This window comes from Falsiphaeobacter marinintestinus, assembly GCF_007923355.1.
GTDB classification, from domain to species: Bacteria; Pseudomonadota; Alphaproteobacteria; order Rhodobacterales; family Rhodobacteraceae; genus Phaeobacter_A; species Phaeobacter_A marinintestinus.
Genome location: NZ_VOGO01000017.1, coordinates 1 through 23,536, shown reverse-complemented (window position 1 = coordinate 23,536; position 23,536 = coordinate 1). Strand labels below are relative to the sequence as shown.

The window sequence follows — 23,536 nt, the reverse complement described above, 5'->3', positions numbered from 1 at the left end:
CTCAAGCCACCTCTTTCTTGGCAAACCGAATGCGATAGCTGGTCAGCAAATCCAACGCCAACAGGAAAAACAGCAACATCCCCTGAAACACCTGGATCGCCGCTGCCGGCAGACCCAGATTGCCCTGCGCGATCTCGCCACCAATGTATGTCAATGCCATCAGCCCCCCGGCCAGCAAAATGCCAACCGGATGCAAGCGGCCCAGGAACGCCACGATAATCGCGGTAAAGCCATAGCCGACGTTGAAATCGATGCTCACCTGACCCGACGGGCCCGCCACTTCGAACATGCCCGCTAGCCCGGCCAGCATCCCCGATGTGCCCAGGCAAAACAGGATCAGCCGCGCCGGATTGACACCGGCGAACCGTGCCGCGCGCGGGGCCTCACCGGTCAGGCGGATCTGAAAGCCCAGCATGTGCCGGTTCAGCAGCACATAGGCAAAGATCACCGCGATCAGCGCTGCGACAACGCCCCAATGCATGCCCGCATCCTGTAAAATCCAGCTGTTGGCGCTGGCATATTCATTCAGGTTCCGGCTGCCGGGAAATCCAAATCCTTCCGGGTTTTTCAGCAACCCCAACGACATAGACGCCAAAAGCTGTTCGGCCACATAGACCAGCATCAAAGACACCAAGATCTCATTGGTGCCGAACTTGACCTTCAACACCGCCGGGATCATCGCCCAGATCCAGCCGCCAAAGGCACCGGCGATCACCATCAGCGGAAAGATGTACCAGGCGTCCAGCGGGTAAAATGCCAGCCCGACACCCGCCCCCACAAGCGCGCCCATGATGTACTGGCCTTCCGCGCCGATGTTCCAGATCCCGGCCTTGAAGCCCAGCGACAAGCCAATCGCAATCAGCACCAAAGGCGCGCCTTTGACCAGCAATTGCGGTCGGTAATAAAACGCGAACTCCCCAAAGATCGGATCCCAGAAGATCGTCTTGATCGCCACAAACGGGTTGGTCCCGAGAACCCCGAACAACAACCCGCCAAACACCATGGTCGCCAGCACGGCCACCACAGGCGTGGCCAGAGACCAGGCGCGCGATGGTTGAGGGCGCTTCTCCATCACGATCATGATGCCGCCCCCCGTTCTTCTCTTTCCAAATACTCGCGCCGCAGGCGATGCACCATATCAAACATGTGCCACTTCCATCCCGTGGGCGCCGCCCATCATCAACCCGATTTCATCCACCGACAGCCCCTGCGTCGGCTTGGGCGCGCTCAATCGGCCCTCGTTCAAGGCCGCAAACCGGTCCGAGATTTCCATCAATTCGTCCAGGTCCTGACTGATGCAGACCACCGCACAGCCCTCAGCCGCCAGATCCAGAATGGCCTGCCGGATTGACGCCGCCGCAGAGGCATCCACGCCCCAAGTCGGCTGGTTCACCACCAGAACTTTCGGGTTTTGCAACACCTCCCGGCCGATGACGAATTTCTGCAAATTCCCCCCCGACAGCGACCGTGCCACATTTGACGGACCCGGCGTGCGCACGTCAAACGCATTGATGATCCGCTCTGCAAAATCCTGCGCCGCGCCCCATTTCAGAAAGCCACGTGTTTCCAGGTTTTCGCGCACAGACCCGGTCAGCAAGGCGTTCTCGGTCAGGCTCATATCCGGTGCCGCCGCATGGCCCAGACGTTCTTCAGGCGCGGTCAGCAGGCCCAAGCCGCGCCGCGCCTTTGGACCCAGTTTCCCGATTGGATCACCCAGCATCTTGATCGCACCGTTTTCCGAACGCACTTCGCCGGACAGCGCGTTCAGCAATTCGTCCTGCCCGTTCCCGGCCACGCCGCCAATGCCCAACACTTCGCCCTGCCGCACCACCAGATGCACATTTTTCAACGCCGTACCAAAGGCCGACGGGGAGGGCACCGACAGCCCGCTGACGTCCAACGCCACCTCGCCCAGATCGCGCCCGGCGCGTTCCGGGGTGTGCAGGGTCGATCCCACCATCATCTCAGCCATGTCGCGCGCCGTGGTCTTAGCAGGCACACAGGTACCGACCTTCTGACCCAGCCGCAGGATCGTCGCGGTGTCACACAGCGTGCGGATCTCTTCCAGCTTGTGACTGATATACAAGATCGACGTCCCTTCCGAGCGCAGCTTGTTCAGCGTCTGAAACAGGATCTCGACTTCTTGCGGGGTCAGCACGCTGGTCGGTTCGTCCATGATCAGCAGCTTGGGGTCCTGCAGCAGACAGCGAATAATCTCGACCCGCTGGCGTTCGCCGGCACTCAGATCGCCAACCGTGCGAAACGGGTCCAAGGGCAGGCCATAGGTCTCTGACACCTCACGAATGCGCGCCGCCAGATCCCGCATCGGGGGCGGAGTCTCCATTCCCAGCGCAATATTTTCGGCCACGTTCAGCGCGTCAAACAGCGAGAAATGCTGAAACACCATCGCGATCCCGTCAGCCCGCGCCGCACGGGGCTCGGGCGGGGCAAAGGGCTGACCACGCAACACCATCTCGCCGGTGTCGGGTTTGACCAGCCCATAGATCATTTTGACCAGCGTCGACTTGCCGGCGCCATTTTCACCCAGCAAGGCATGTACTTCGCCGACGCCGATATCAAAGGACACGTCGTTGTTGGCGACGACCCCGGGATAAGCTTTGGTCAGCCCCCGGATGCTCAAAAGCGTATCTGTCACGCGTGACGGTCCTTTCTGTTTTCAGCGGCGCGGGCACCCTGCAATAATGCAGCCCCAACGCCAAGGGCGATTGCCCGGGGGTGTTTCCCCAAAGACGGATCGCCAATCGGGCAGGTGATCCGGGCAATCTGTTCCGGCCCATGGCCAAGGGCTGCCAGACGCGACCGGAACCGCGCCCATTTTGTCGCCGACCCGATCAACCCGGCAAAATCAAAGCCATGCGACAAAAGCCGATGACACAACTCCAGATCCAGCGCATGAGAATAGGTGACGATCAGATGTTCGGCCCCTGCAGGGGCATGGCGCACCAGATCCGCCGGGTTGGCTGCGGGCAACACCGTCACATCCTCCGCCACATCCGCCGGAAACCGATCAAACCCGGTATCGACCCAGGTGATCGCCAGATCAGGCAACGGCGCCAGCACATCAACCAATGCGCGCCCAACATGACCCGCGCCCCAGACCCAAAGGGGCCGCTCGGCCCGCGCCACGGGTTCCACCATCCAACCCTCAATCAGCCGGGAAGGGGGCCGCACGCCCTGACCGCGCGCCTCTGCCATCAGGCGCCTGACCGACAATGGCATCTCCGCCGCGCCGGTCACAGATCGGGCCACAACGTCCCCCGTCAACCTGGCCACCGCGTCGGCGTCATAGGCTTCGCTCAACACCTGCACCGCACCGCCACAGCATTGTCCCAGATCCGGCCCCAAGGCATGGCGCGACAGCCCCAAAACCCCCGATCGTGCGGTTCCAACCGCCTCAAACTCTAGCGTGCCACCGCCAATCGTGCCCGATTGCCCGTCCGCCCAGACCAGCATCGCCGCGCCGACCTCACGCGGTGTCGATCCCTGGACCGAGGCCACAACGATTCGAACCACGCGACCATGCGCGGCCACAGCCGCGCGCAAGGCGGTCAGGTCAAACCCCATCCCGAACCCTCCGAACCGCGCGCCAGACTTCTTCCGCTGTCGCGGGCGCATCCATGGCCGGGTACGCCGTGCCACAGGCTGCCACGGCATCGCTCAACGCCAACCACGCCGAGATCCCCAGCATGAACGGCGGCTCTCCCACGGCTTTTGACCGGTAAATCGTATCTTCCCGGTTAACAGCGCCCCACAAACCCACGTTGAACACGTCGGGGCGATCCGAACAGGCGGGGATCTTATAGGTCGACGGCGCATGGGTGCGCAGCCGTCCCGCGTCGTCCCAGACCAGCTCTTCGGTCGTCAGCCACCCGGCCCCCTGAACATAAGCGCCTTCAACCTGTCCGATGTCCAAAGCCGGGTTCAATGACGCGCCTGCATCATGCAACAGATCGGCCCGCAGAATCCGGTTTTCCCCGGTGCGCGTATCAATGGCCACCTCGGTCACCGCGCAGCCATAGGCGAAATAGAAAAACGGCCGACCCTCACCCTTGATCCGGTCCCATGCCACCTTGGGTGTTTTATAGAACCCGGTGGCCGACAGGCTGATCCGGCCCTGATAGGCCGCCGCTGCCGCCTCGGCAAAGCTCATCTCATCCGCCCCGACAAATACGCGACCATCTGCAAAGCGCACATCGCTCACATCCGCCTGCGCCCGCTCGGCCAGAAACGCCGCCATGCGGTCGCGGATTGTATCGCACGCGGCCTTCACCGCCATCCCGTTCAGATCCGACCCGGACGACGCCGCCGTGGCCGAGGTATTGGGCACCTTGCCTGTGTCCGTGGCGGTGATCTTCACCGCCTCCAATCCAATCCCGAACCGATCTGCCGCCACCTGCGCCACCTTCTGGAACAAGCCTTGCCCCATCTCGGTGCCACCGTGGTTCAAATGAACCGACCCATCCTGATACACATGCACCAGGGCGCCCGCCTGATTTAGATGGGTCAGGGTAAAGGAAATCCCGAACTTCACCGGCGAAAATGCGATTCCCTTCTTGATCACCGCATTGTCGGCATTCCACGCCGCAATGGCCGCGCGCCGTGCCGCATAGCCCGAAGACTCCATCAAAGCGTTGGTCATCCCTTGCAGCTCGAAATCCTCGACCTCCATCCCGTAAGGCGTCACGCGCCCTGCTTCTTTCTTGTTCGAAATACCCCGGGGGGAGGCCGAAGGCCGGGGGGCAGCGCCCCCCCCGACGGGAGCCGCATAATAATTCCGCTGTCGCACTAAAACTGGGTCCAGCCCCAGATCATGCGCGATATGGTCCATCACCCGTTCGATCCCGACCATGCCTTGCGGCCCGCCAAACCCGCGATAGGCGGTGGCGCTTTGGGTATTGGTCTTCAGCCGATGGCTCTCGATCCGCACTGTTGGCAGGTAATAGGCGTTATCGGCATGCAGCATCGCGCGATCCGCCACCGGCAGCGACAAATCCATCGCCCAGCCGCAGATGGCGTAATGCGTGAAATCGACCCCGATCAGCCGCCCGTCGTCCTCGAACCCGGCGCGATACGCGATGCGAAACGCGTGCCGTTTGCCGGTGATAGTCATGTCATCGTCGCGGTCATAGCGCATCTTGCAGGTCCGGCCCGTCGCCCGCGCTGCCACCGCACAGGCCACCGCCAGCGCATTGCCCTGGCTTTCCTTGCCACCAAACCCGCCGCCCATGCGCCGGATTTCAACCCGCACACCGTGCATCGGCACACCCAGCGCCTCGGCCACCTTGTGCTGAATCTCGGTCGGATGCTGGGTCGAGGAATGCACGACCATATCGCCACCTTCCTGCGGCAGCGCTAGGGCCACCTGACCCTCAAGGTAAAAGTGCTCCTGTCCGCCCAGCTCGAACTCACCTTCAACCTGCCGGGGGGCCGCTGCAATTGCCGGGCCGACATCGCCACGGCCATAGACGCGCGGCCCGTCCTCGAACCGGCTGTCGGCGGCCAGCGCCTGTTCGATTGTCAGGATCGCGGGAAGGTCTTCAAAGCGCATATCTCCCAACCGCGCGGCCTTGCGCGCGGCCAGATGCGATGTGGCGACCACCAGAAACACCGGCTGACCGGCATAAAACACCTCGTCCTCGGCCAACAGCGGTTCGTCGTGCGCAGAAGGGGAGACATCGTTGGCAAAGGGCAGATCCTTGGCGGTCATCACCGCGACAACCCCGGGGGCTGCGCGCACCGCGTCCAGATCAAGACCCGTAATCCGCCCTCGTGCGATCGGGCTTAACCCGAACGCCAGATGCAAACTCCCCGCAGGTGTCGGAATATCGTCAACATAGCGCGCAGTCCCGGTGACATGCATGCGCGCGGCGTCATGGGGCAGGGGGATGGTGACGCTCATGGGGCTATCTCCAGCACAGATTGTGCGCCGCCGATGTCTTCGGCAAAGTAACGCTCCAGCATCGCCTTTGCTGTCTCCAACCGGTAGGCGGCCGAGGCGCGCATGTCGCCAAGGGGGGTGAAATCCTGTTCAAACCCGGCCTGCGCCATGGTGATTGTCGCGGCCTCCCATGGTTGTCCTTCCAAGGCGACCTCGACGTGGCGCGCGCGTTTCGGGATGCCGGCCATGCCGCCAAAGGCGACCCGCGCCTCAGCCACGGTGCCATCGGTCACGGTGATGTTGAAACATCCACACACGGCCGAGATGTCCTGATCGAACCGTTTGGACAGCTTGTAACATTTCAGCCGGTCGGGCTGGCGCGGAAAACTGATGGCCTCGACAAATTCGCCGGGCAGGCGGTCCTGTTTGCCATAGTCCAGAAAGAACGCCTCCAACGGCATTTCGCGCCGCGTGTCGCCCTTGCGCAAATGCAGGCTGGCACCAAGGGCGATCAGGGCGGGCGGGTTGTCTCCGATGGGCGATCCATTGGCGATATTGCCGCCAATGGTTGCGGCATTGCGCACCTGCACGCTGGCATAGCGGCGGATCATTTCGCCGTAAGACGGATGCAGATCCGCCATCACGGCGCGCAGATCTTCCATGTCGGTCATGGCCCCGATCCTCACGCAGTCTGCGTCGATCTCGACACCTTTCAGATCATCGCAGCGGTTGAGGAAGATCACCGGATCCAGATCGCGCAGTTGTTTGGTAACCCAGAGCCCCACATCCGTCGCCCCCGCCACCAGCGTCGCATTGGGATGCTGTTCATAGGCACGGGCGAGCGCGTCGGAGGAGCCGGGCAAAGCCCGGCCCGCCTCCGCACTCGCGTCGGCTCGCGCCTCCGGGGCGTCCCTCAGCCAATCGGGTGCCGGAACATCCGCCGCAGCCTTCGCGGCCCGGATGATCGGCGCATATCCCGTGCAGCGGCACAGGTTCCCGGCCAGTTGGGTGTCATGATCGGTCGCACCGGTCTGGTGCCCCACGGCCATCGACATGATGAACCCCGGCGTGCAGAACCCGCATTGCGACCCGTGATGATCAATCATCGCCTGTTGGACCGGGTGAAGATCTCCCTCTGGCCCACTGACACCTTCGACCGTGCGGATCGCCTTGCCGTGCAGTTGTGGCAGGAACAGGATGCAGGCGTTCAACGCCTTTGGCCCGCCCTGATCCGTCACCATGACCGTACAGGCACCGCAATCGCCTTCGTTGCACCCTTCCTTGGTTCCGGTCAGCCCACGGTCTTCGCGCAGCCAGTCCAGCAGGGTCACCGTCGGTGCGACCCCCGTCAGGTCCACGGTCTCTCCATTCAGAAGAAACGTGATGTCCATATTTTGAAACCCGTCGCGTTACCCCGTTGTGCCCTTTGATGTCCCCCTTCGATGCGACGTAGAAAGAGGAGCAGGCCGTCATTCCGCCCCAGAGGTTAGAAAGACCGGCTTGCCTGTGGCAAGCGAAACTACACGACGAGTGCGGTGTTTTTGGGCGTTCCGTTTTGGGTCATCCGTCTCGGTGACCTTAAAAAACGTGTATTAACAATATGGTAAGTCCATTTTGCCCGATTCAGTCCACAGAAGGTCCTTTCGGTTTTTACGAACAATCGTGACCAGTTTCTGTGCAAACGATCAGGTGAAACGTGGATCCGCTGAATTTGTCGTGCCGGGTCTGGCCCCGATTGCGAAGGCCCCCGGCCGCAGGATAGGGTGCCGGGATGAGCAGTGACCCCCGATTCATCCACCTTCGCGTCCACACCGAGTATTCGCTTCTGGAAGGTGCCATGCGCCTCAAGAAGCTGCCCGGTCTGTGCGCCAATGCGGATATGCCCGCCGTCGCCATCACGGATACCAACAACATGTTCGCGGCGCTGGAATTCAGTGTCACGGCCAGCGATGCAGGCATCCAGCCCATCGTCGGCTGTCAGGTCGATCTGATGTTCGAGGAAGAGACCGTCGCCGCGCCGGGCCGGACCTATGTGCCGCCGATTGCGGGTCTGGTGCTGCTGGCGCAGACCGAGGCCGGGTATGAAAACCTGATGAAGCTGAACTCGTGCCTCTATCTGCGCAAGGACGGCAAGCCACCCCATGTCACGCTGCCCGAGTTGGAGCAACACGCCGATGGCCTGATTTGCCTGACCGGCGGGCCGGACGGCCCCGTGGGGCGCCACCTGCAATCGGGCAAGCGGGACGACGCTGAAACACTGGTGCGACGCCTCGCAACCGCGTTTCCCGACCGTCTCTATATCGAACTGCAGCGCCATCCGGGCGAAGACGGCCAGCCCGAGGCCGAGCGTCTGACCGAACGCGGCCATGTCGAAATCGCCTATGACATGAACCTGCCGCTGGTGGCCACCAACGATGTCTATTTCCCCAAAACCGAGATGTACGAGGCGCATGATGCGCTGATCTGCATCGCTGACGGGGCCTATGTCGATCAACAGGAAGACCGCCGCCGCCTGACCGCGCAGCATTATTTCAAATCCCAGCAGGAAATGGTCACGCTGTTCGCCGACTTGCCCGAGGCGATTGAAAACACGGTTGAAATCGCCAAACGCTGCGCCTTCATGACGTATCGGCGCGACCCGATCCTGCCGAAATTCGCCGATGACGAGGTCGCTGAACTGCGTCGGCAGGCGCAAGAGGGGCTGGAATATCGTCTGTCGATGATTCCGCACGCCGTACCGGTGGAAGAATATCAGGAGCGGTTGGATTTCGAACTGGGCATTATCGAAGGGATGGGCTTCCCCGGTTACTTCCTGATCGTTGCCGATTTTATCAAATGGGCCAAGGATCACGAAATCCCGGTTGGCCCCGGGCGGGGCTCGGGCGCGGGCAGCCTTGTGGCCTATGCGCTTTTGATCACCGACCTTGACCCGCTGCGCTATTCGCTGCTGTTCGAACGGTTCCTGAACCCCGAACGGGTCTCGATGCCTGACTTTGACATCGACTTTTGCATGGATCGCCGCGAAGAGGTGATCCGATATGTGCAAGACAAATACGGGACCGACAAGGTCGGGCAGATCATTACCTTTGGTGCGCTTCTGTCCAAGGCCGCGGTGCGCGATGTGGGCCGGGTGCTGCAAATGCCCTATGGCCAGGTGGATCGTTTGTCCAAGATGATCCCGGTGGAAGGCGTCAAACCGGTCTCGATCGAAAAGGCGCTGAAAGACGAACCGCGCCTGCGCGACGCCGCCCGCGAAGAAGAGGTGGTGGAACGCCTGCTGACCTATGGCCAGCAGGTCGAAGGGCTGCTCAGAAACGCTTCGACCCACGCCGCCGGTGTGGTCATCGGGGACCGGCCGCTGGACGCGCTTGTGCCGCTCTATCAGGATCCGCGATCCGATATGCCCGCGACCCAGTTCAACATGAAGTGGGTGGAACAGGCTGGGCTGGTCAAGTTCGACTTCCTTGGCCTGAAGACCCTGACCGTGATCCAGAACGCCATGGATCAGATTTTCAAATCCGGGCGCGATCTGCATATCGCGGCCGATGGCACACAGTTGTACGAACCCGCCGAAGGCGCGACCAACCAGATCAACGCGATCCCGCTGGATGATGAAAAGTCATACAAGCTCTACGCCGCAGCCAAGACTGTCGCCGTGTTCCAGGTGGAAAGTTCGGGCATGATGGATGCGCTCAAGCGCATGAAACCCACCTGTATCGAAGACATCGTGGCCCTAGTGGCGCTTTATCGTCCGGGCCCGATGGAGAACATCCCGACCTATTGCGAGGTCAAGAACGGCCTCAAGGAAATCACATCCGTTCACCCGTCCATCGACCATATTCTGGCCGAAACCCAGGGCATCATCGTCTATCAGGAACAGGTGATGCAGATCGCGCAGGTCATGGCGGGCTATTCGCTTGGCGGCGCCGACCTGTTGCGCCGCGCCATGGGTAAAAAGATCAAAGAGGCGATGGACGCCGAACGCCCGAAGTTCGAAAAAGGCGCCAAGGAAAACGGCGTCGACAAGAAAAAGGCGACCGAGGTTTTCGATCTTCTGGAAAAATTCGCCAACTACGGCTTCAACAAATCCCACGCCGCCGCCTATGCCGTGGTCAGCTATCAGACCGCCTGGCTGAAAGCGAACCACCCGGTCGAATTCATGGCCGGTGTGATGAACTGCGATATCCACCTTACTGACAAGCTTGCCACCTATTTCGAAGAGGTCCGGAAAGGGCTCAGCCTGCCCTATGTTCCACCTTGCGTGAACCGCTCGGATGCGACCTTCAAAGTGGTCGATGGTGCGCTGGTCTATGCGCTGGGCGCGCTCAAGAACGTTGGCGTCGAAGCGATGCGGTTGATCACCGAAGGGCGCAAGATCGATGGTGTCGACAAACCCTTTGCCACGGTGTTCGATCTGGCCCGCCGGGTCGATCTGAAACGCGTCGGCAAACGCCCTCTCGAAATGCTGGCCCGCGCCGGGGCGTTCGATCAGCTTGACCCCAACCGCCGCCGCATGTTCGAAAGCCTTGATCCGCTGGTCAATTATTCCTCGGCGATCCACGAACAAAAAGCCAGCGCGCAGGTGTCGCTGTTCGGCGACGCAGGTGAAGACCTGCCCGAACCGCGCCTCTCGCCCGTTGCCGACTGGCTGCCCGCCGAACGTCTGGCCGAAGAATTCCGCGCCATCGGTTTTTACCTCTCCGGGCATCCGCTGGATGACTATATGACAGCGCTCAAGCGCAAGGGCGTGCTGACACTGGACGAGGTCACTGAAAAAGCCCGGCGCGGACCGTTTCTGGCCAAACTGGCCGGCGTCGTGGCAGGCCGTCAGGAACGTAAATCGGCCCGTGGCAACCGGTTCGCCTTTGTGCAGATGTCGGACACGACCGGCGCGTTCGAAGTCACCCTGTTCTCGGAAGCGCTTGAGAAAAGCCGCGACTTTCTGGAAACCGGGGCCAAGGTCGTCATCATGGCAGAGGCCGCGATGGAAAGCGATCAGCTGAAACTGCTGGGCCGTTCGGTCGGGCCGGTCGATCTGACCGTTGCCGAAGCTGGTGCCACCGGCCTGCGCATCTTCCTTGACGACCTGAACACCGTCGATCTGGTGGGCCGCGTTCTGGAAGACGCCGCAACGGCGGTGCGCGGGGCAGGCAAGGGGCCGATACAGTTGTGCCTGTTGAACCCCGAACTCCCGGGCGAGGTCGAGATGGATCTGGGCCAGGATTTCGCCATCAATCCGCAAATCAAGGGCGCCATCAAATCGCTGGATGGGGTTCTGGCCGTAGAAGAGCTGTGATGCACCGCGCAGCAATCGCTCGGCCAACTTCCGCTTTCCCCGTGGCTGTCTATCTGGACAGACGGGCAGCTGATCCGCATAACTTTCAGTTAGAAAAACATGAGGTCTGCAATGATCAAGCTGGCAAAGTTAAGCCTTCTTCCCCTTCTTCTGGGTTTCGGTGCCTGCACCGCGACCCCCGAAGCGCAGCATGAAGTCGCCTGTGTCGGCGGCACGCTCGCAGGCGCGGTTATCGGGGCTGCAATCGGAAATCAGTTCGGCGGCGGTCGGGGCAATACGATCATGACAGCCGCCGGTGCCGGAACTGGTGCGGTCACCGCAGCCACATCCATGAACTGTGTGAGGTAGTCGCCATGAAACATACCCTTCTCTGCGCCGCCGCGTTGACCTGCACCGCAACGCTGGCCTTGTCAGATACGATGCCGGGATCGGCACTGATCCATCTGGATGTCGACGCAAATTCTCAGGTGACCCAGGATGAGTTCGTCCAGCAGATGGGCGTGTTCTTCGCTCCGATGGACACGAACGGCAATGGTCAACTTGACCCTGCCGAGGTCGAAACCTTTCTTGATCCTGAGACATTCGATGCCACAGACACCAACGGCAACGGCATGATTTCGTCGTCTGAATACTCAGCGCAGATGGTTCGCGATTTCCAAAGCGCGGATACCGACGGCAACGGTGTGCTGGACTAACCTTTCAGGATCGAAATACATCGGACCTGTGAATGCGCCCTTATCCATCGGATGAGGGCGCATTCATGTTGCGTGACGATGGCCTAGCCCATGGCCGAATTGATCAGGAAGAAGATCACCCCGGACAAGATCGCCGCAGCAGGGACGGTTATGATCCATGCGGCAATGATCGTCATGAAATGCGACCGCCGGACCAGCTTGCGACGCCGACGTTCTTCGGGGGCATAGATTGCGCGATCCGGCATCTCCAGACGGGCCAGGCGGATCCGCCGCTCGGCGTCCCACTCGCGAAAGAACCCGACCCCGAAAACACCGCCAACTGCGATGTGGGTCGAACTGACGGGCAGGCCAAGCCAGCTTGCGATGATCACCGTGATCGCCGCAGACAAAGCCACGCAATAGGCCCGCATCGGGTTCAGCTTGGTGATCTGGCCACCAACCATCCGGATCAGCTTGGGGCCGAAAAGGAACAGGCCAAACGAAATCCCGAAGGCGCCGATCACCATAACCCAGAACGGGATGCTGACAGCATCGGTAAAGCTGCCCGATTGCGACGCCTGAACAATCGCGGCCAGCGGACCAACAGCATTGGCGACGTCATTGGCACCATGCGCAAAGCTCAGCAACGCGGCGGAAACCACCAGCGGAATACCGAACAGGATTTTCAGCGACTTGTTGCGGTTTTCCAGCCCCTGCGATTGCTTGCGGATCGCCGGGATCATCACAAGCCAGACCAGCCCACCGATAAAGGCACCGATCATCAACGCTGTCGGCAGGTCGATCTTGATGATCTTTTTCAAGCCTTTCAACGCCAGATATGAGGCGAACGCGCCTGCCATGATGCCCACCAGCACGGGCACCCAGACGCGCGCAGCGGCAATCTTGTCATCGCGATAGATGATCCGGGATTTGATCAGCCACAAAAAGGCGGCAGCGATGGCCCCGCCCAGAACGGGCGAAATCACCCAGCTGGCCGCGATCTTGCCCATGGTGGGCCAGCTGACAGCCGCGAACCCCGCCGCAGCGATACCGGCCCCCATGACACCGCCAACAACCGAATGCGTCGTTGAAACCGGCGCGCCGATCCAGGTGGCAAGGTTGACCCAAAGCGCAGCAGACAAAAGGGCTGCCATCATCGCCCAGACAAAGACCGAAGCGGTGCCCATGCTTTCGGGCGCAATGATGCCCTTGGCGATGGTCGAAACCACGTCTCCGCCCGCGATCAGCGCCCCGGCGCTTTCAAAGACCACCGCAATGGCAATCGCCCCGCCCATGGTCAGTGCATTTGCTCCAACCGCAGGGCCCATATTGTTGGCCACGTCATTGGCGCCGATGTTCAGCGCCATGTACGCGCCAAGACAGGCCGCCACGACCACGATCATGGAATTGCTGGTCTGTCCGAAAAACAGCATTGCGCTCAGGCCGGCCAGCACAACAAAGACAAGCGAAATGCCCGGACCGACCATCGGTCTCGACACATAACTGGTCGCCATTTCAAGCGTAGAATACCGTGCCAGATCGCGATCCAGCGTTTCAAGATGGCTTGGATCGCCCTTTTGGTCAGTCATATGTGTCGTCCCCCAATTCGGGGAAGACGACTACAGCCCTCATGACGATAAAATCAACCATACAATACAGGTCGACAGAATTTACTTACTGACTGCGGAAAATAGACTTCAGTTCGGGTTCATTGACCAGCTCGGCAGCGGTATCCGCCTTGACCCATCTGCGGGTGCGTTCATGGGCTTCGGGAAAGTCATCCGACAGGTCATTGACGGCAACCGAATAGACCAGAGTTTCGACAGGAAATTCCCACCCGGAATCCTGTCGTTTCTGATAGGTATAGGTTCCGACAGGATCACGTGTCGCCTTGCCCTTTTTGACGCCAGCCTCTTCCCAGGCTTCTCGCAACGCCGTTTCGTTGGCCTTCAACCCACGGATTGGCCACCCCTTGGGAATGATCCACCGCGCGGTGCCGCGACTGGTGACAAGCAGGTATTCCCTTCCGTCCCCCTCGCCACGATGGCACAGGGCAGCCATCTGCAGTCTTTTGGGGCGACTTAGCAGGGGTCCTAAGAAGGACTCCCAGATTGTTTGAAGGGCAACGCTCATCAACATTCCACTTAAATTGTTTATCTGATGCATAGGTTTATAAATGATAAAGTCGGAAACTACAAATCTCACACAGTCACGAGCGTTTGATGACGTCCAAGACGCGCTTTTTACTGGCGACTAAGCCGCCGTTCAGGGGCTGTCAGGCCAACGTGGAGTTTGGACCGCAAGGTCTGTGACCCGCTCGGGAATGCCTTGTGAAGAACAGCACCGGTCACCGCCTGTTTCCGCCTTGTTCAGCGATGTACAAAACGGACAAAGGGGCTGAAACGGTCTGTACAAAACGGACAATTCACAACCCGCTCTCAGTAATGGGGGGGCGTTTCGTCGCCCAGCACCACACCGCCAGTACCCGACTGCTCGCGCTCTCCCTCGCGCTGCATCAGCATGTGGACCCGACGCGTCAAAGTGTCGATCTCGGTTTGCTGCTGGGCAACTACGTCGCTCAACTCGTCCACGGTGCGCACAAGATGCGCGATGCGTTCTTCCAGAACCTGCATGTTCGGTCTCCTTTCCTGCGCTCATATCGTCGTTACGTCACCGCGCCAACCGGGTTGCGACGACGACGGCCACCGTCGCAGACTGGAGTTAAGGGAGGATTTGTCATGTCCGTTACATCACAGACCGTTGATGCCGTGACCACGATCACCATCAACCGGCCCGACGCGCGCAATGCCGTTGATCCGGAAGCAGCACGCCAACTTTTCAAGGCTTTTCAGTCGTTTGAGGCAGATAGTGCATCCTCGGTTGCGGTCCTGACCGGGGCAGATGGCTATTTCTGCGCCGGGTTCGATCTGAAAGCAGCGGGCGCAGGGACAGCGGACGGCTGGTTTCAGGAGGTCGCCATACCGGACGATTGGACCGACCCGATAACACAGCCGATTCCCGGCCCGATGGGGCCAAGCCGGTTGATGCTGTCCAAGCCTGTTATCGCTGCGATCGAAGGTCACGCCGTCGCAGGCGGGATGGAACTTGCAGCCTGGTGCGACATGCGCGTTATGGCTGAAACCGCCGTCACAGGCGTCTTTTGCCGCCGTTGGGGCGTTCCATTGATTGATGGCGGAACCGTGCGACTTCCGCGCATCCTTGGACAGGGTCGCGCCAATGATCTGATCCTCACAGGCCGCCCCGTGGACGCGTCCGAAGCACAGCAGATGGGCTTTGCCGACCGGATCAGCGTCGAGGGGCAAGCCCTTGCAATGGCACAAAGTTTAGCCCGCGACCTGACACGGTTTCCACAAGCCTGTATGCGCGCGGATCATCTTTCGGCCCGACCCGCACCCTCCGATTTGGCCGCCGGTTTGCGCCGCGAATGGGTCTCGGCCTCGGCGTTTGTGAAAGAAGGCCGCGAGGGTGCCGCGCGCTTTGCCGCTGGCAAAGGTCGCTCCGGTGATTTCTCCGAGATTTAAGGCAGAAGGCCTCGCGTTAACCATGGCTTTGCTTGCCCCGGCGGCGGCCTTGGGCTAGACCCCGCCGCGAACCCCGTTCCCCCAGGAGGCCGCCATGGCCAAAGTCAAAAAACAACCCCGCCCCAAGGCCGAGACGCCAAAGGGCTTCCGCGATTATTTCGGTGCAGAAGTCACCCAACGCAACGAAATGCTGCACACCATCGCCGGGGTCTATCATCGTTATGGCTTTGACGCCTTGGACAGCAGCGCCGTGGAGACGGTGGAGGCACTGGGAAAATACCTGCCGGATGTCGATCGCCCCAACGAAGGTGTGTTCGCCTGGCAAGAGGATGAAAGCGACTGGCTGGCGCTGCGTTATGACCTGACAGCCCCGCTGGCGCGGGTGTTTGCGCAGCATCGCAACGACCTTCCCACGCCGTATCGCCGCTATGCGATGGGGCCGGTCTGGCGCAATGAAAAGCCGGGTCCGGGACGATATCGTCAGTTTTATCAATGTGATGCAGACACTGTCGGCAGCGCGTCTATGGCCGCAGATTCCGAGATTTGTGCCTTGCTGAGCGACACTCTGGAAGAGGTCGGTATCCCGCGCGGCGATTATCTGATCCGCGTCAACAACCGCAAGGTTCTGAATGGGGTGCTCGAAGCAATGAGGCTGGCCGATGAGGCGCAGCGCCACGACGTTTTGCGCACGATCGACAAGTTCGACAAAGTCGGCGAGGCTGGCGTGCGCGAGTTGTTGACCAAGGGTCGGCTGGACGCGTCGGGCGCATTTATCGACGGCATTGGTCTGACCGATACCCAGGCCGACCCCGTGGTCGCCTTTCTGACCTCAAAAGGGGCTGATGCGACGGCGACCCTGACCAACCTGCGCGACGCGGTCGGCACGTCCGACATTGGCGGCAAGGGTATCGACGAACTGGAACAGATCGCGGCTCTGCTAAGCGCGCAGGGCTATGGCGCGGATCGGATCGAACTGGATCCCTCCGTAGTACGCGGCCTTGGGTATTACACTGGCCCGGTTTATGAGGCCGAGCTTACCTTTGAAATCTTTGACGAAAAAGGCCGCAAGCGGCAGTTCGGATCGGTTGCCGGTGGTGGGCGTTATGACGATCTGGTCAAACGCTTTACCGGTCAGGAAGTGCCTGCGACAGGTGTGTCTATTGGCGTTGATCGGCTGTTGGCGGCTTTGCGCGAAAAGGGCCGTCTGACCGCGCACGAACATGGCCCCGTCGTGGTTACGGTGATGGATCGCGACCGCATGGCAGATTATCAGGCGATGGTGGCCGAGCTGCGCAATGCCGGGATCCGGGCCGAGGTTTATCTGGGCAATCCCAAGAACTTCGGCAATCAGCTGAAATATGCGGACCGCCGCAACAGCCCGATGGCCGTCATCGAAGGTGGTGACGAAAAAGCCAACGGGATCGTGCAGATCAAGGATTTGATCCTGGGTGCGAAGATCGCTGAAAACGCCACGCTTGAAGAGTGGAAAGAGCGCACCAATCAGTTTGAAGTGCCGCGCGGTGATCTGGTTGCGCGTGTGCGGGCCATCCTTGAAAGCCAAAGCTGATGCCAACACGCGCTGACATTCTTGCCCGCGCCGCAAGGCTGCGGGGCTTCTTCGAAGGGCAGGGGGCTATCCCCGTTGAAACGCCCATTCTGCAACCCGCCGACACGTTGCTGGACCTCTACGGTGAAGACATCCGGGGCCGCGCCTATGTCACCTCGGACGCGCTGCGCGGTGAACAGGTGCTGCGCCCGGATTTCACGGTTCCGGTTGTCCAGATGCATATGGAACAGGGGGCTGAACCCGCCCGCTATACCTATTCCGGTGAAGTGTTTCGCCGTCAGGAACACGATCCGGACCGCGCCAACGAATACCTGCAAGTCGGGTACGAGGTGTTTGACCGCGAAAACCCGGCCGCTGCCGACGCCGAGGTCTATGCCCTGATCGCAGAGATCCTGTCCGGGCTGCATGTGCGGTCCTCGACCGGAGATATCGGCATTCTGATGGCCGCGGTGCGGGGATTGAAAACGACCGAGCGTCGCAAGGCGGCCCTGATGCGCCATATCTGGCGCCCGCGCCGGTTCCGGGTTTTGCTGGATCGGTTTGCGGGGCGGACTCCGGTCCCGGCCACACGCACGGCTTTGCTGGCGTCAGCTGACCCTCTGGCCACCACAGCAACCGAAATCGGAGTGCGCAGCCGGGCCGAGATTGCGGCCCGGATTGAGGCTTTGCGTGCGGATGCAGAAACCCCTCCGATTTCGGATCACGAAATGGTCGGGCTGGATACGTTGTTGGCGGTGCGCGAGACGTTACCTTTTGCCTTGGAGCAATTGAAGGACGTGGCCGTGGACTTGCCACAGATCGCTCCGGCGGTGGATCGTTTGAATGATCGGATTGACGCGCTTGCGGCGCGTGGCGTCGACGTTGAGAACGTTGAGTTTGAAACCAGTTATGGCCGCACATCGATGGAGTATTACGATGGGTTCGTGTTCGGATTCTATGCAGCCTCGCGCGCCGATCTGCCGCCCGTAGCGACGGGCGGGCGATACGATGCGTTGACCCGCGAACTGGGGCGCGGGGTCGAAATTCCGGCTGTTGGTGGCGTGCTGCGTCCGGGCCTTATGCTGGAACTGGAGGCCGCGCAATGAGCCTGAAACTTGGAGTTCCGTCCAAAGGCCGGTTGATGGAAAAGACCTTTGACTGGTTCGGCAAGCGCGGCATTCAGCTTGCGCGCACCGGGTCTGACCGGGAGTATTCCGGCGCTGTCGCCGGGATCGACGGCGTGTCGCTGGTGTTGCTGTCTGCGGGTGAAATTCCGCGGGAACTGGCCGCCGGGCGCATTCACCTTGGCGTCACCGGAACCGATCTGGTGCAGGAAAAGCTGCCGCGCTGGGAACAACAGGTCGAGGAAGTTGCGCTGATGGGGTTTGGTCAGGCCGATCTGATCCTTGCCGTGCCGCAATTCTGGGTTGATGTCGATGTGCTTGACGATCTGGACGCGGCGGCGGCGGCGTTTCGGGCGCGCCACGGCCACCGCTTGCGGATTGCGACCAAGTATCATCGGCTGGTGCGCGAATTTCTGACTTATGGCGGCGTGGCGGATTACCAATTGGTCGACAGTCAGGGCGCGACCGAGGGCACGGTCAAGAACGAAACGGCCGAGGCCATCGCCGATATCACGTCGACCGGGGAAACCCTGCGCGCCAACCACCTGAAGATCCTGAGCGACGGTCTGATCCTGAAATCACAGGCCACCCTGTGGCGCAGCCGGGTGGCTGATTGTGACAGTGACGAAAAGGCGACGCTCAGAGACCTGCTGGACAGGCTGGCCTGAGACCCTGTCTGGCGGGTCAGAGGACCCCGATTTCAGCCAAGGCCTGGTTCAGCTCATCCGGGATCGCGTCGTCCTGTACCCGGCCTTTCGGCAGGTCGCGGGGCGCGTCTTCTGGTTTGAGATACCGCCAGCCCTGAAACGGACGTTTCAGGGCGTTTTGTGTACGATGCACGTCGGGGTCCAGCACGATGGCACAACGGCGGATGCCGTCTGACCCGAATACTTCGTCCAGTCGAATGATACGCTGGCGGCATTGGATGCTGCCCTTGATCACCCAATAAATCGAACCGCCATTGATGATCTCGGGTTCGCGCTTGGGCCACATCCGGGTGACATGACTGGGATAGCCGTCCGCCGTTCTCACAGCACCGGTTTCCTGCCACTCGGCCAGCGTTTCGATGCTTTCCGACCCGACGCTCAGCTTGATCAGATGTACAAACGTGCTCACGGACTCACCCCCGAAATTGAGGCCCATATGGTAGTGGAAATGGAGCAAGCTTCAAGGTATTGTGGTGATCCGCATTGATCCGAGGAATCGCGCCATGACCCGCTTTGCTGCCCCGATTGCTGAACAGATCTGGGATATGAAATACCGTTTCAAGGAAGCGGATGGAACACCCATTGACCTGACGGTCGAAGACAGCTGGCGGCGCATCGCCCGTGATCTGGCGCAGGTCGAGGACGATCCATCGGTTTGGGAAGAGGCGTTTTATCACGCCCTTGAGGATTTCAAGTTCCTGCCAGCGGGTCGGATTACGGCCGGGGCAGGGACGGCACGGCGGGTGACACTGTTCAATTGTTTTGTCATGGGCACGATCCCCGACAGCATGGGCGGCATTTTCGAGATGCTGAAAGAAGCGGCGCTGACCATGCAGCAGGGTGGCGGCATCGGCTATGATTTCTCAACCATCAGACCGCGCGGCGCGGATGTGCTTGGCGTTGCGGCGGATGCGTCCGGCCCGCTGAGCTTTATGGATGTCTGGGATGCAATGTGCCGCACGATCATGTCGGCGGGCTCGCGCCGGGGGGCCATGATGGCGACGATGCGCTGCGATCATCCCGATATCGAAGAGTTCATCACGGCCAAATCCGACGCCGCCCGCCTGCGCATGTTCAACATGTCGGTGCTGGTGACGGATGCGTTCATGGATGCGGTCAAGGCCGATGCCCCATGGGAACTGGTCTTTGATGGAAAGGTCTATCACACGGTTGATGCACGGACCTTGTGGAACAAGATCATGCAGGCGACCTATGATTACGCCGAACCGGGTGTGATCTTTATCGATCGGATCAACCAGCTGAACAACCTCAGCTATTGCGAGACCATTGCCGCGACGAACCCCTGCGGGGAACAACCGTTGCCACCCTATGGCGCCTGCCTGCTGGGGTCGATCAACCTGGCCCGGCTGGTCACAGACCCGTTTGGTGCTGAGGCAGCACTGGATCTGGATGTGCTGAACAAACTGGTCGCCACTTCGGTGCGCATGATGGACAACGTCGTCGACACCTCGCAATTCCCGCTGCCGGAACAGGCGGCCGAAGCGCAGGCCAAGCGACGCATCGGGCTGGGAGTGACCGGGCTGGCGGATGCGCTGTTGATGTTGGGGCTGCGCTATGGGTCCGACCGGGCGGCGCGTCAAACCGAAGACTGGCTGCACGCGATCGCCCGCGCCGCGTATCTGGCGTCGGCTCAACTGGCCAGGGAAAAGGGGGCGTTCCCGTTGTTCGACGCCGAGAAATTCCTGGACAGCGGCACCATGCGCGAGATGGACGCCGATGTGCGCGACGCCATTGCAGAACATGGAATCCGCAATGCGCTTTTGACGTCAATCGCGCCGACGGGCACCATTTCGCTGTATGCCGGGAACGTGTCGTCCGGGATCGAACCGGTGTTTGCCTATGCGTATACGCGCAAGGTTTTGCAGAAAGACGGATCGCGGACCGAAGAAGAAGTCGTGGATTACGCGGTTCAGATGTGGCGCGACAAGTTTGGTGACGTCGACCTGCCGGACTACTTCGTCAACGCGCAGACTTTGCCGGCCTCAGATCACGTCAAGATGCAGGCGGCCGCCCAGAAATGGGTCGACAGTTCGATTTCCAAGACCATCAACTGCCCCGAGGATATCTCGTTCGACGATTTCAAGAATGTGTACATGCAAGCCTGGGATCTGGGCTGCAAAGGCTGCACAACCTATCGCCCCAATGACGTGACCGGGTCGGTGCTGAGTGTGAGTGAGACAGAGAGCGTGCCGCCCGAGCACATCGCGACCGAGGCTGGAAACGGGGCCGAGGTGGTGTATATGTCCGAACCGCTGGACCGGCCGCAATCGCTGGAAGGCAATACCTACAAGTTGAAATGGCCGGACAGTGAACATGCGATTTATCTGACGATCAATGACATCGTCATGGGCGGGCATCGGCGCCCGTTCGAAGTGTTCATCAATTCCAAGAACATGGAACACTATGCGTGGACGCTGGCGTTGACCCGCATGATCTCGGCAGTTTTCCGGCGCGGGGGCGATGTGTCTTTCGTCGTCGAAGAGCTCAAAGCCGTGTTTGATCCGCGCGGCGGCGCCTGGATGAAAGGGAAGTACATCCCGTCAATTCTTGCCGCCATCGGCGGGGTGATCGAACAGCACATGATCGCCATTGACTTCATCGAGGGGGAAGGCATGGGATTGAAATCTGACCCGAAAGCGCAAGTGGTGAATCTGGATGTGCCGCTCGGTAAAGCGTGCCCCAGTTGTGGTCAGTTCGAGATGCGGATGATCGAAGGTTGCATGACCTGCGCCAGTTGCGGACATTCCAAGTGTGGGTGATTGGACCGGGTGTGTTTGTGTGTGATCCGCAAGGTAATTGAGACCCATTTGGGCGGTTTTAACGCCCAAAAACAAGGTCATTAGTGCCCATGAGTCCCTAAGTCTTTGTTTTTAAATGATATGAGGGGGCGCCAGATTTCAGGATCTGGCGCCCCCCTCATTTTGAAAAGCTGTTGACGGGATATGTCAATCCCGGTATAAAATCGGTCAGTTTCCCGGAGAGATATTGGCCAGTTTTCAGTTTGAGCCGCGCCTTTGCGCGCGTGCTTTCCATAGAGCTGACGCGTGCCAAGGCGCGCTGGCCGGAGGCCGGCACGTCTGCCGTATTTTCGGGGATTTCAGTTTTGGGCTTTGCGGCTCTGTCGTAGACGAAAGCTTTCGCCGTTCATCTCCAGGATGTGCACATGGTGGGTCAGACGGTCGAGAATGGCCCCCGTGAGACGTTCTGAGCCAAAGACCTCTGTCCATTCGTCAAATGGCAAATTCGAGGTAATGATGATTGAACCACGCTCGTATCTCTGGGAGATGACCTCGAACAGTAACTCGGCGCCGGTTTTGCTGAGGGGAACGAAGCCCAGTTCATCGATGATCAGAAGGTCCTGACTGGCCAGTAGTTTTTGAATACGCTGAAGGCGCCGTTCGTCGGCAGCTTCGATCAGTTCGTGGACCAGGGCGGCAGCTGTCGTGCAACGCACTTTCAGACCCTTCTGGCAGGCCGCCAGTCCGAGCCCCAGAGCGACATGGGTCTTGCCGGTGCCGCTTGGACCCAGAGCGATGACGTTCTCGCGCCGTTCCACAAAGGCGCAGCGGGCCAGTTCCATAGGCAGGGTCTTGTTGAGAGAGGCGATGACCTTGAAGTCAAAGCTGTCAAGACTTTTGGTCGCCGGGAACTTCGCGGCTTTTATCCGGCGTTCGATCATCCGGCGTTCGCGTTCGATCAGTTCCAGTTCGCAGAGCCGCAGCAGATACTGCACATGATCTTTGTTCTCTGCCGCGCACTGCCGGGCCAGCTTGTCGTACTCGCTGTTGAAGGTCGGCAGCCGCAGCTTCTTGAGATGATGCTGCAACAGGACCTGTGGGGTATCTGTCATGACGCTGCCCCGGACATCAGCACCTTGTAGCTGGCCGGGTCCGTCGTCTTGACCTGTGCCCTGGGCAGATAGGGATAGATGTCGAGATCAAGCCGCGGTGGCCGCTTCTCGATCCGGCACAGCACAAGATGCTTGACCGCGTCGTAGCCGATGGCGCCGAGATCGAGCGCCTGTTTGATGGCACCATGGACATGGGCCATCTCAAAGGTCTCCAGCAGGCGCAGAACCTGCACGTACTCCCGCTTGCCCTTCTTTCCCATCCGCGCTTCCAGCAACCGGTGCAGGGTGGCGAACTCATCTGGCAGCTCCCAGCCCTGTAGCGGCGCCGCCTGATCCAATGCCCCGACCTTCTGCTCCAGCAAAGGCAGGTAATGCATCGGATCGAAGACCATGTCGGCCTTCTCGTAGCACCGGTTGTGGCGGGCGATCACCTCTGCGCCGCAGCCGATGACCACCTCATGGACATAGCCCCGGACCTGAACCTCGTGGTGTGCGTAGGCGACCGGGACGGAATAATCGTTGTTGCGGTATCGGACCATCGAGATTGACGTCGCCCGGGTACTGACCTTGTCGCAGGCATCATAAGGCGTGGGCGGCAGAGCCATCAGCGCATCCAGGTCGCGCATCAGGCGATCGTCGATGGGCTCGGCGTGGCCACGGACGGTATCTTCCTGACGCTTCAGGCATCGTTCTTCCAGCGGTGCGTTGAGATCATCGAAGCTGTTGAACCGGGGAGCGGGCACGAGGAAGTTCCGCCGCCCGTAGCCGATCACCCCTTCGACATTGCCTTTGTCATTACCTGTTGAATGTCACTGAGAACTGACCCGGTATTTTCACCGAGATTTGACCCACCGTTAGTTATGCGTTGTGGTTTATG

At 60.4% G+C, this 23,536-nt stretch carries 18 protein-coding genes and 1 pseudogene; 8 read left to right on the top strand and 11 right to left on the bottom strand.

The annotated features are described in order from the left end of the window. Position 1: 1 nt before the first annotated feature. From FOY56_RS21765 to xdhA, 5 genes are read right to left on the bottom strand one after another with little or no spacing between them, the layout of a single operon-like run. Positions 2-1,081 (bottom strand): ABC transporter permease, encoded by a 1,080-nt coding sequence (locus FOY56_RS21765; RefSeq protein WP_146348263.1) that lies wholly within the window; start codon positions 1,079-1,081, stop codon positions 2-4. A 57-nt stretch (positions 1,082-1,138) separates the two neighbouring features. After that, complete coding sequence (locus tag FOY56_RS21760; protein WP_146348262.1) at positions 1,139-2,656, bottom strand: ABC transporter ATP-binding protein; 1,518 nt, start codon at positions 2,654-2,656, stop codon at positions 1,139-1,141. After that, complete coding sequence (gene xdhC / locus FOY56_RS21755) at positions 2,653-3,585, bottom strand: xanthine dehydrogenase accessory protein XdhC (protein ID WP_146348261.1); 933 nt, start codon at positions 3,583-3,585, stop codon at positions 2,653-2,655. The genes FOY56_RS21760 and xdhC overlap by 4 nt, the downstream gene beginning before the upstream one ends. Beyond that, positions 3,575-5,920, bottom strand: coding sequence for a xanthine dehydrogenase molybdopterin binding subunit (gene xdhB / locus FOY56_RS21750; protein ID WP_146348260.1), 2,346 nt, complete (start codon positions 5,918-5,920; stop codon positions 3,575-3,577). The genes xdhC and xdhB overlap by 11 nt, the downstream gene beginning before the upstream one ends. Beyond that, complete coding sequence (gene xdhA, locus FOY56_RS21745; RefSeq protein WP_146348259.1) at positions 5,917-7,290, bottom strand: xanthine dehydrogenase small subunit; 1,374 nt, start codon at positions 7,288-7,290, stop codon at positions 5,917-5,919. Before xdhA ends, xdhB begins: the two co-directional genes overlap by 4 nt. A 380-nt stretch (positions 7,291-7,670) precedes the next feature. Here xdhA and dnaE point away from each other — a divergent pair, with 380 nt between their 5' ends. From dnaE to FOY56_RS21730, 3 genes are all read left to right on the top strand, one after another. Then, the gene (dnaE, locus tag FOY56_RS21740; protein WP_146348258.1) at positions 7,671-11,195 is read left to right on the top strand and encodes a DNA polymerase III subunit alpha; all 3,525 of its coding nucleotides are present in this window, start codon (positions 7,671-7,673) and stop codon (positions 11,193-11,195) included. A gap of 111 nt (positions 11,196-11,306) precedes the next feature. After that, positions 11,307-11,543 (top strand): glycine zipper 2TM domain-containing protein, encoded by a 237-nt coding sequence (locus tag FOY56_RS21735; protein ID WP_246139561.1) that lies wholly within the window; start codon positions 11,307-11,309, stop codon positions 11,541-11,543. A gap of 5 nt (positions 11,544-11,548) precedes the next feature. Beyond that, positions 11,549-11,890, top strand: a complete 342-nt coding sequence (locus tag FOY56_RS21730) for an EF-hand domain-containing protein (protein ID WP_146348293.1) — start codon at positions 11,549-11,551, stop codon at positions 11,888-11,890. An 83-nt stretch (positions 11,891-11,973) separates the two neighbouring features. Here FOY56_RS21730 and FOY56_RS21725 read toward each other — a convergent pair whose 3' ends face one another. The 3 genes from FOY56_RS21725 to FOY56_RS21715 form a co-directional block, all read right to left on the bottom strand. Then, a complete protein-coding gene (locus FOY56_RS21725; RefSeq protein WP_146348256.1) occupies positions 11,974-13,458 on the bottom strand; it encodes an inorganic phosphate transporter in 1,485 nt (494 codons plus the stop codon). Between the two features lie 85 nt (positions 13,459-13,543). Beyond that, on the bottom strand, positions 13,544-13,930 hold the full coding sequence (locus FOY56_RS21720; RefSeq protein WP_246139560.1) for an NUDIX hydrolase: 387 nt from the start codon (positions 13,928-13,930) through the stop codon (positions 13,544-13,546). A 377-nt stretch (positions 13,931-14,307) separates the two neighbouring features. Continuing rightward, positions 14,308-14,502, bottom strand: a complete 195-nt coding sequence (locus FOY56_RS21715) for a SlyX family protein (RefSeq protein ID WP_146348254.1) — start codon at positions 14,500-14,502, stop codon at positions 14,308-14,310. Positions 14,503-14,607: 105 nt separating this feature from the next. On the opposite strand from FOY56_RS21715, the gene FOY56_RS21710 reads away from it, so the two are divergent. From FOY56_RS21710 to hisG, 4 genes are all read left to right on the top strand, one after another. After that, complete coding sequence (locus tag FOY56_RS21710) at positions 14,608-15,411, top strand: crotonase/enoyl-CoA hydratase family protein (protein WP_146348253.1); 804 nt, start codon at positions 14,608-14,610, stop codon at positions 15,409-15,411. A 94-nt stretch (positions 15,412-15,505) separates the two neighbouring features. Continuing rightward, positions 15,506-16,978 (top strand): histidine--tRNA ligase, encoded by a 1,473-nt coding sequence (hisS, locus tag FOY56_RS21705; protein WP_146348252.1) that lies wholly within the window; start codon positions 15,506-15,508, stop codon positions 16,976-16,978. Continuing rightward, positions 16,978-18,063 carry an ATP phosphoribosyltransferase regulatory subunit gene (locus FOY56_RS21700; RefSeq protein WP_146348251.1) on the top strand — a complete coding sequence of 362 codons (1,086 nt, stop codon included), beginning with the start codon at positions 16,978-16,980 and terminating at the stop codon, positions 18,061-18,063. The genes hisS and FOY56_RS21700 overlap by 1 nt, the downstream gene beginning before the upstream one ends. Next, complete coding sequence (gene hisG, locus FOY56_RS21695) at positions 18,060-18,749, top strand: ATP phosphoribosyltransferase (protein WP_146348250.1); 690 nt, start codon at positions 18,060-18,062, stop codon at positions 18,747-18,749. The genes FOY56_RS21700 and hisG overlap by 4 nt, the downstream gene beginning before the upstream one ends. A gap of 16 nt (positions 18,750-18,765) precedes the next feature. Here the strand turns inward: hisG and FOY56_RS21690 are convergent, their stop codons facing one another. Further along, on the bottom strand, positions 18,766-19,224 hold the full coding sequence (locus FOY56_RS21690) for a DUF1489 family protein (protein WP_425468382.1): 459 nt from the start codon (positions 19,222-19,224) through the stop codon (positions 18,766-18,768). 67 nt (positions 19,225-19,291) lie between these two features. Here FOY56_RS21690 and FOY56_RS21685 point away from each other — a divergent pair, with 67 nt between their 5' ends. Beyond that, a complete protein-coding gene (locus tag FOY56_RS21685) occupies positions 19,292-21,568 on the top strand; it encodes an adenosylcobalamin-dependent ribonucleoside-diphosphate reductase (RefSeq protein ID WP_146348248.1) in 2,277 nt (758 codons plus the stop codon). A gap of 338 nt (positions 21,569-21,906) precedes the next feature. Here the strand turns inward: FOY56_RS21685 and istB are convergent, their stop codons facing one another. Next, positions 21,907-22,659 (bottom strand): IS21-like element helper ATPase IstB, encoded by a 753-nt coding sequence (gene istB / locus FOY56_RS21680; RefSeq protein WP_146348247.1) that lies wholly within the window; start codon positions 22,657-22,659, stop codon positions 21,907-21,909. Next, a pseudogene (locus FOY56_RS21675) lies at positions 22,656-23,459 on the bottom strand (Mu transposase domain-containing protein); the annotation flags it as partial. The pseudogene FOY56_RS21675 and the gene istB, both read right to left, overlap by 4 nt. Positions 23,460-23,536 lie beyond the last annotated feature (77 nt).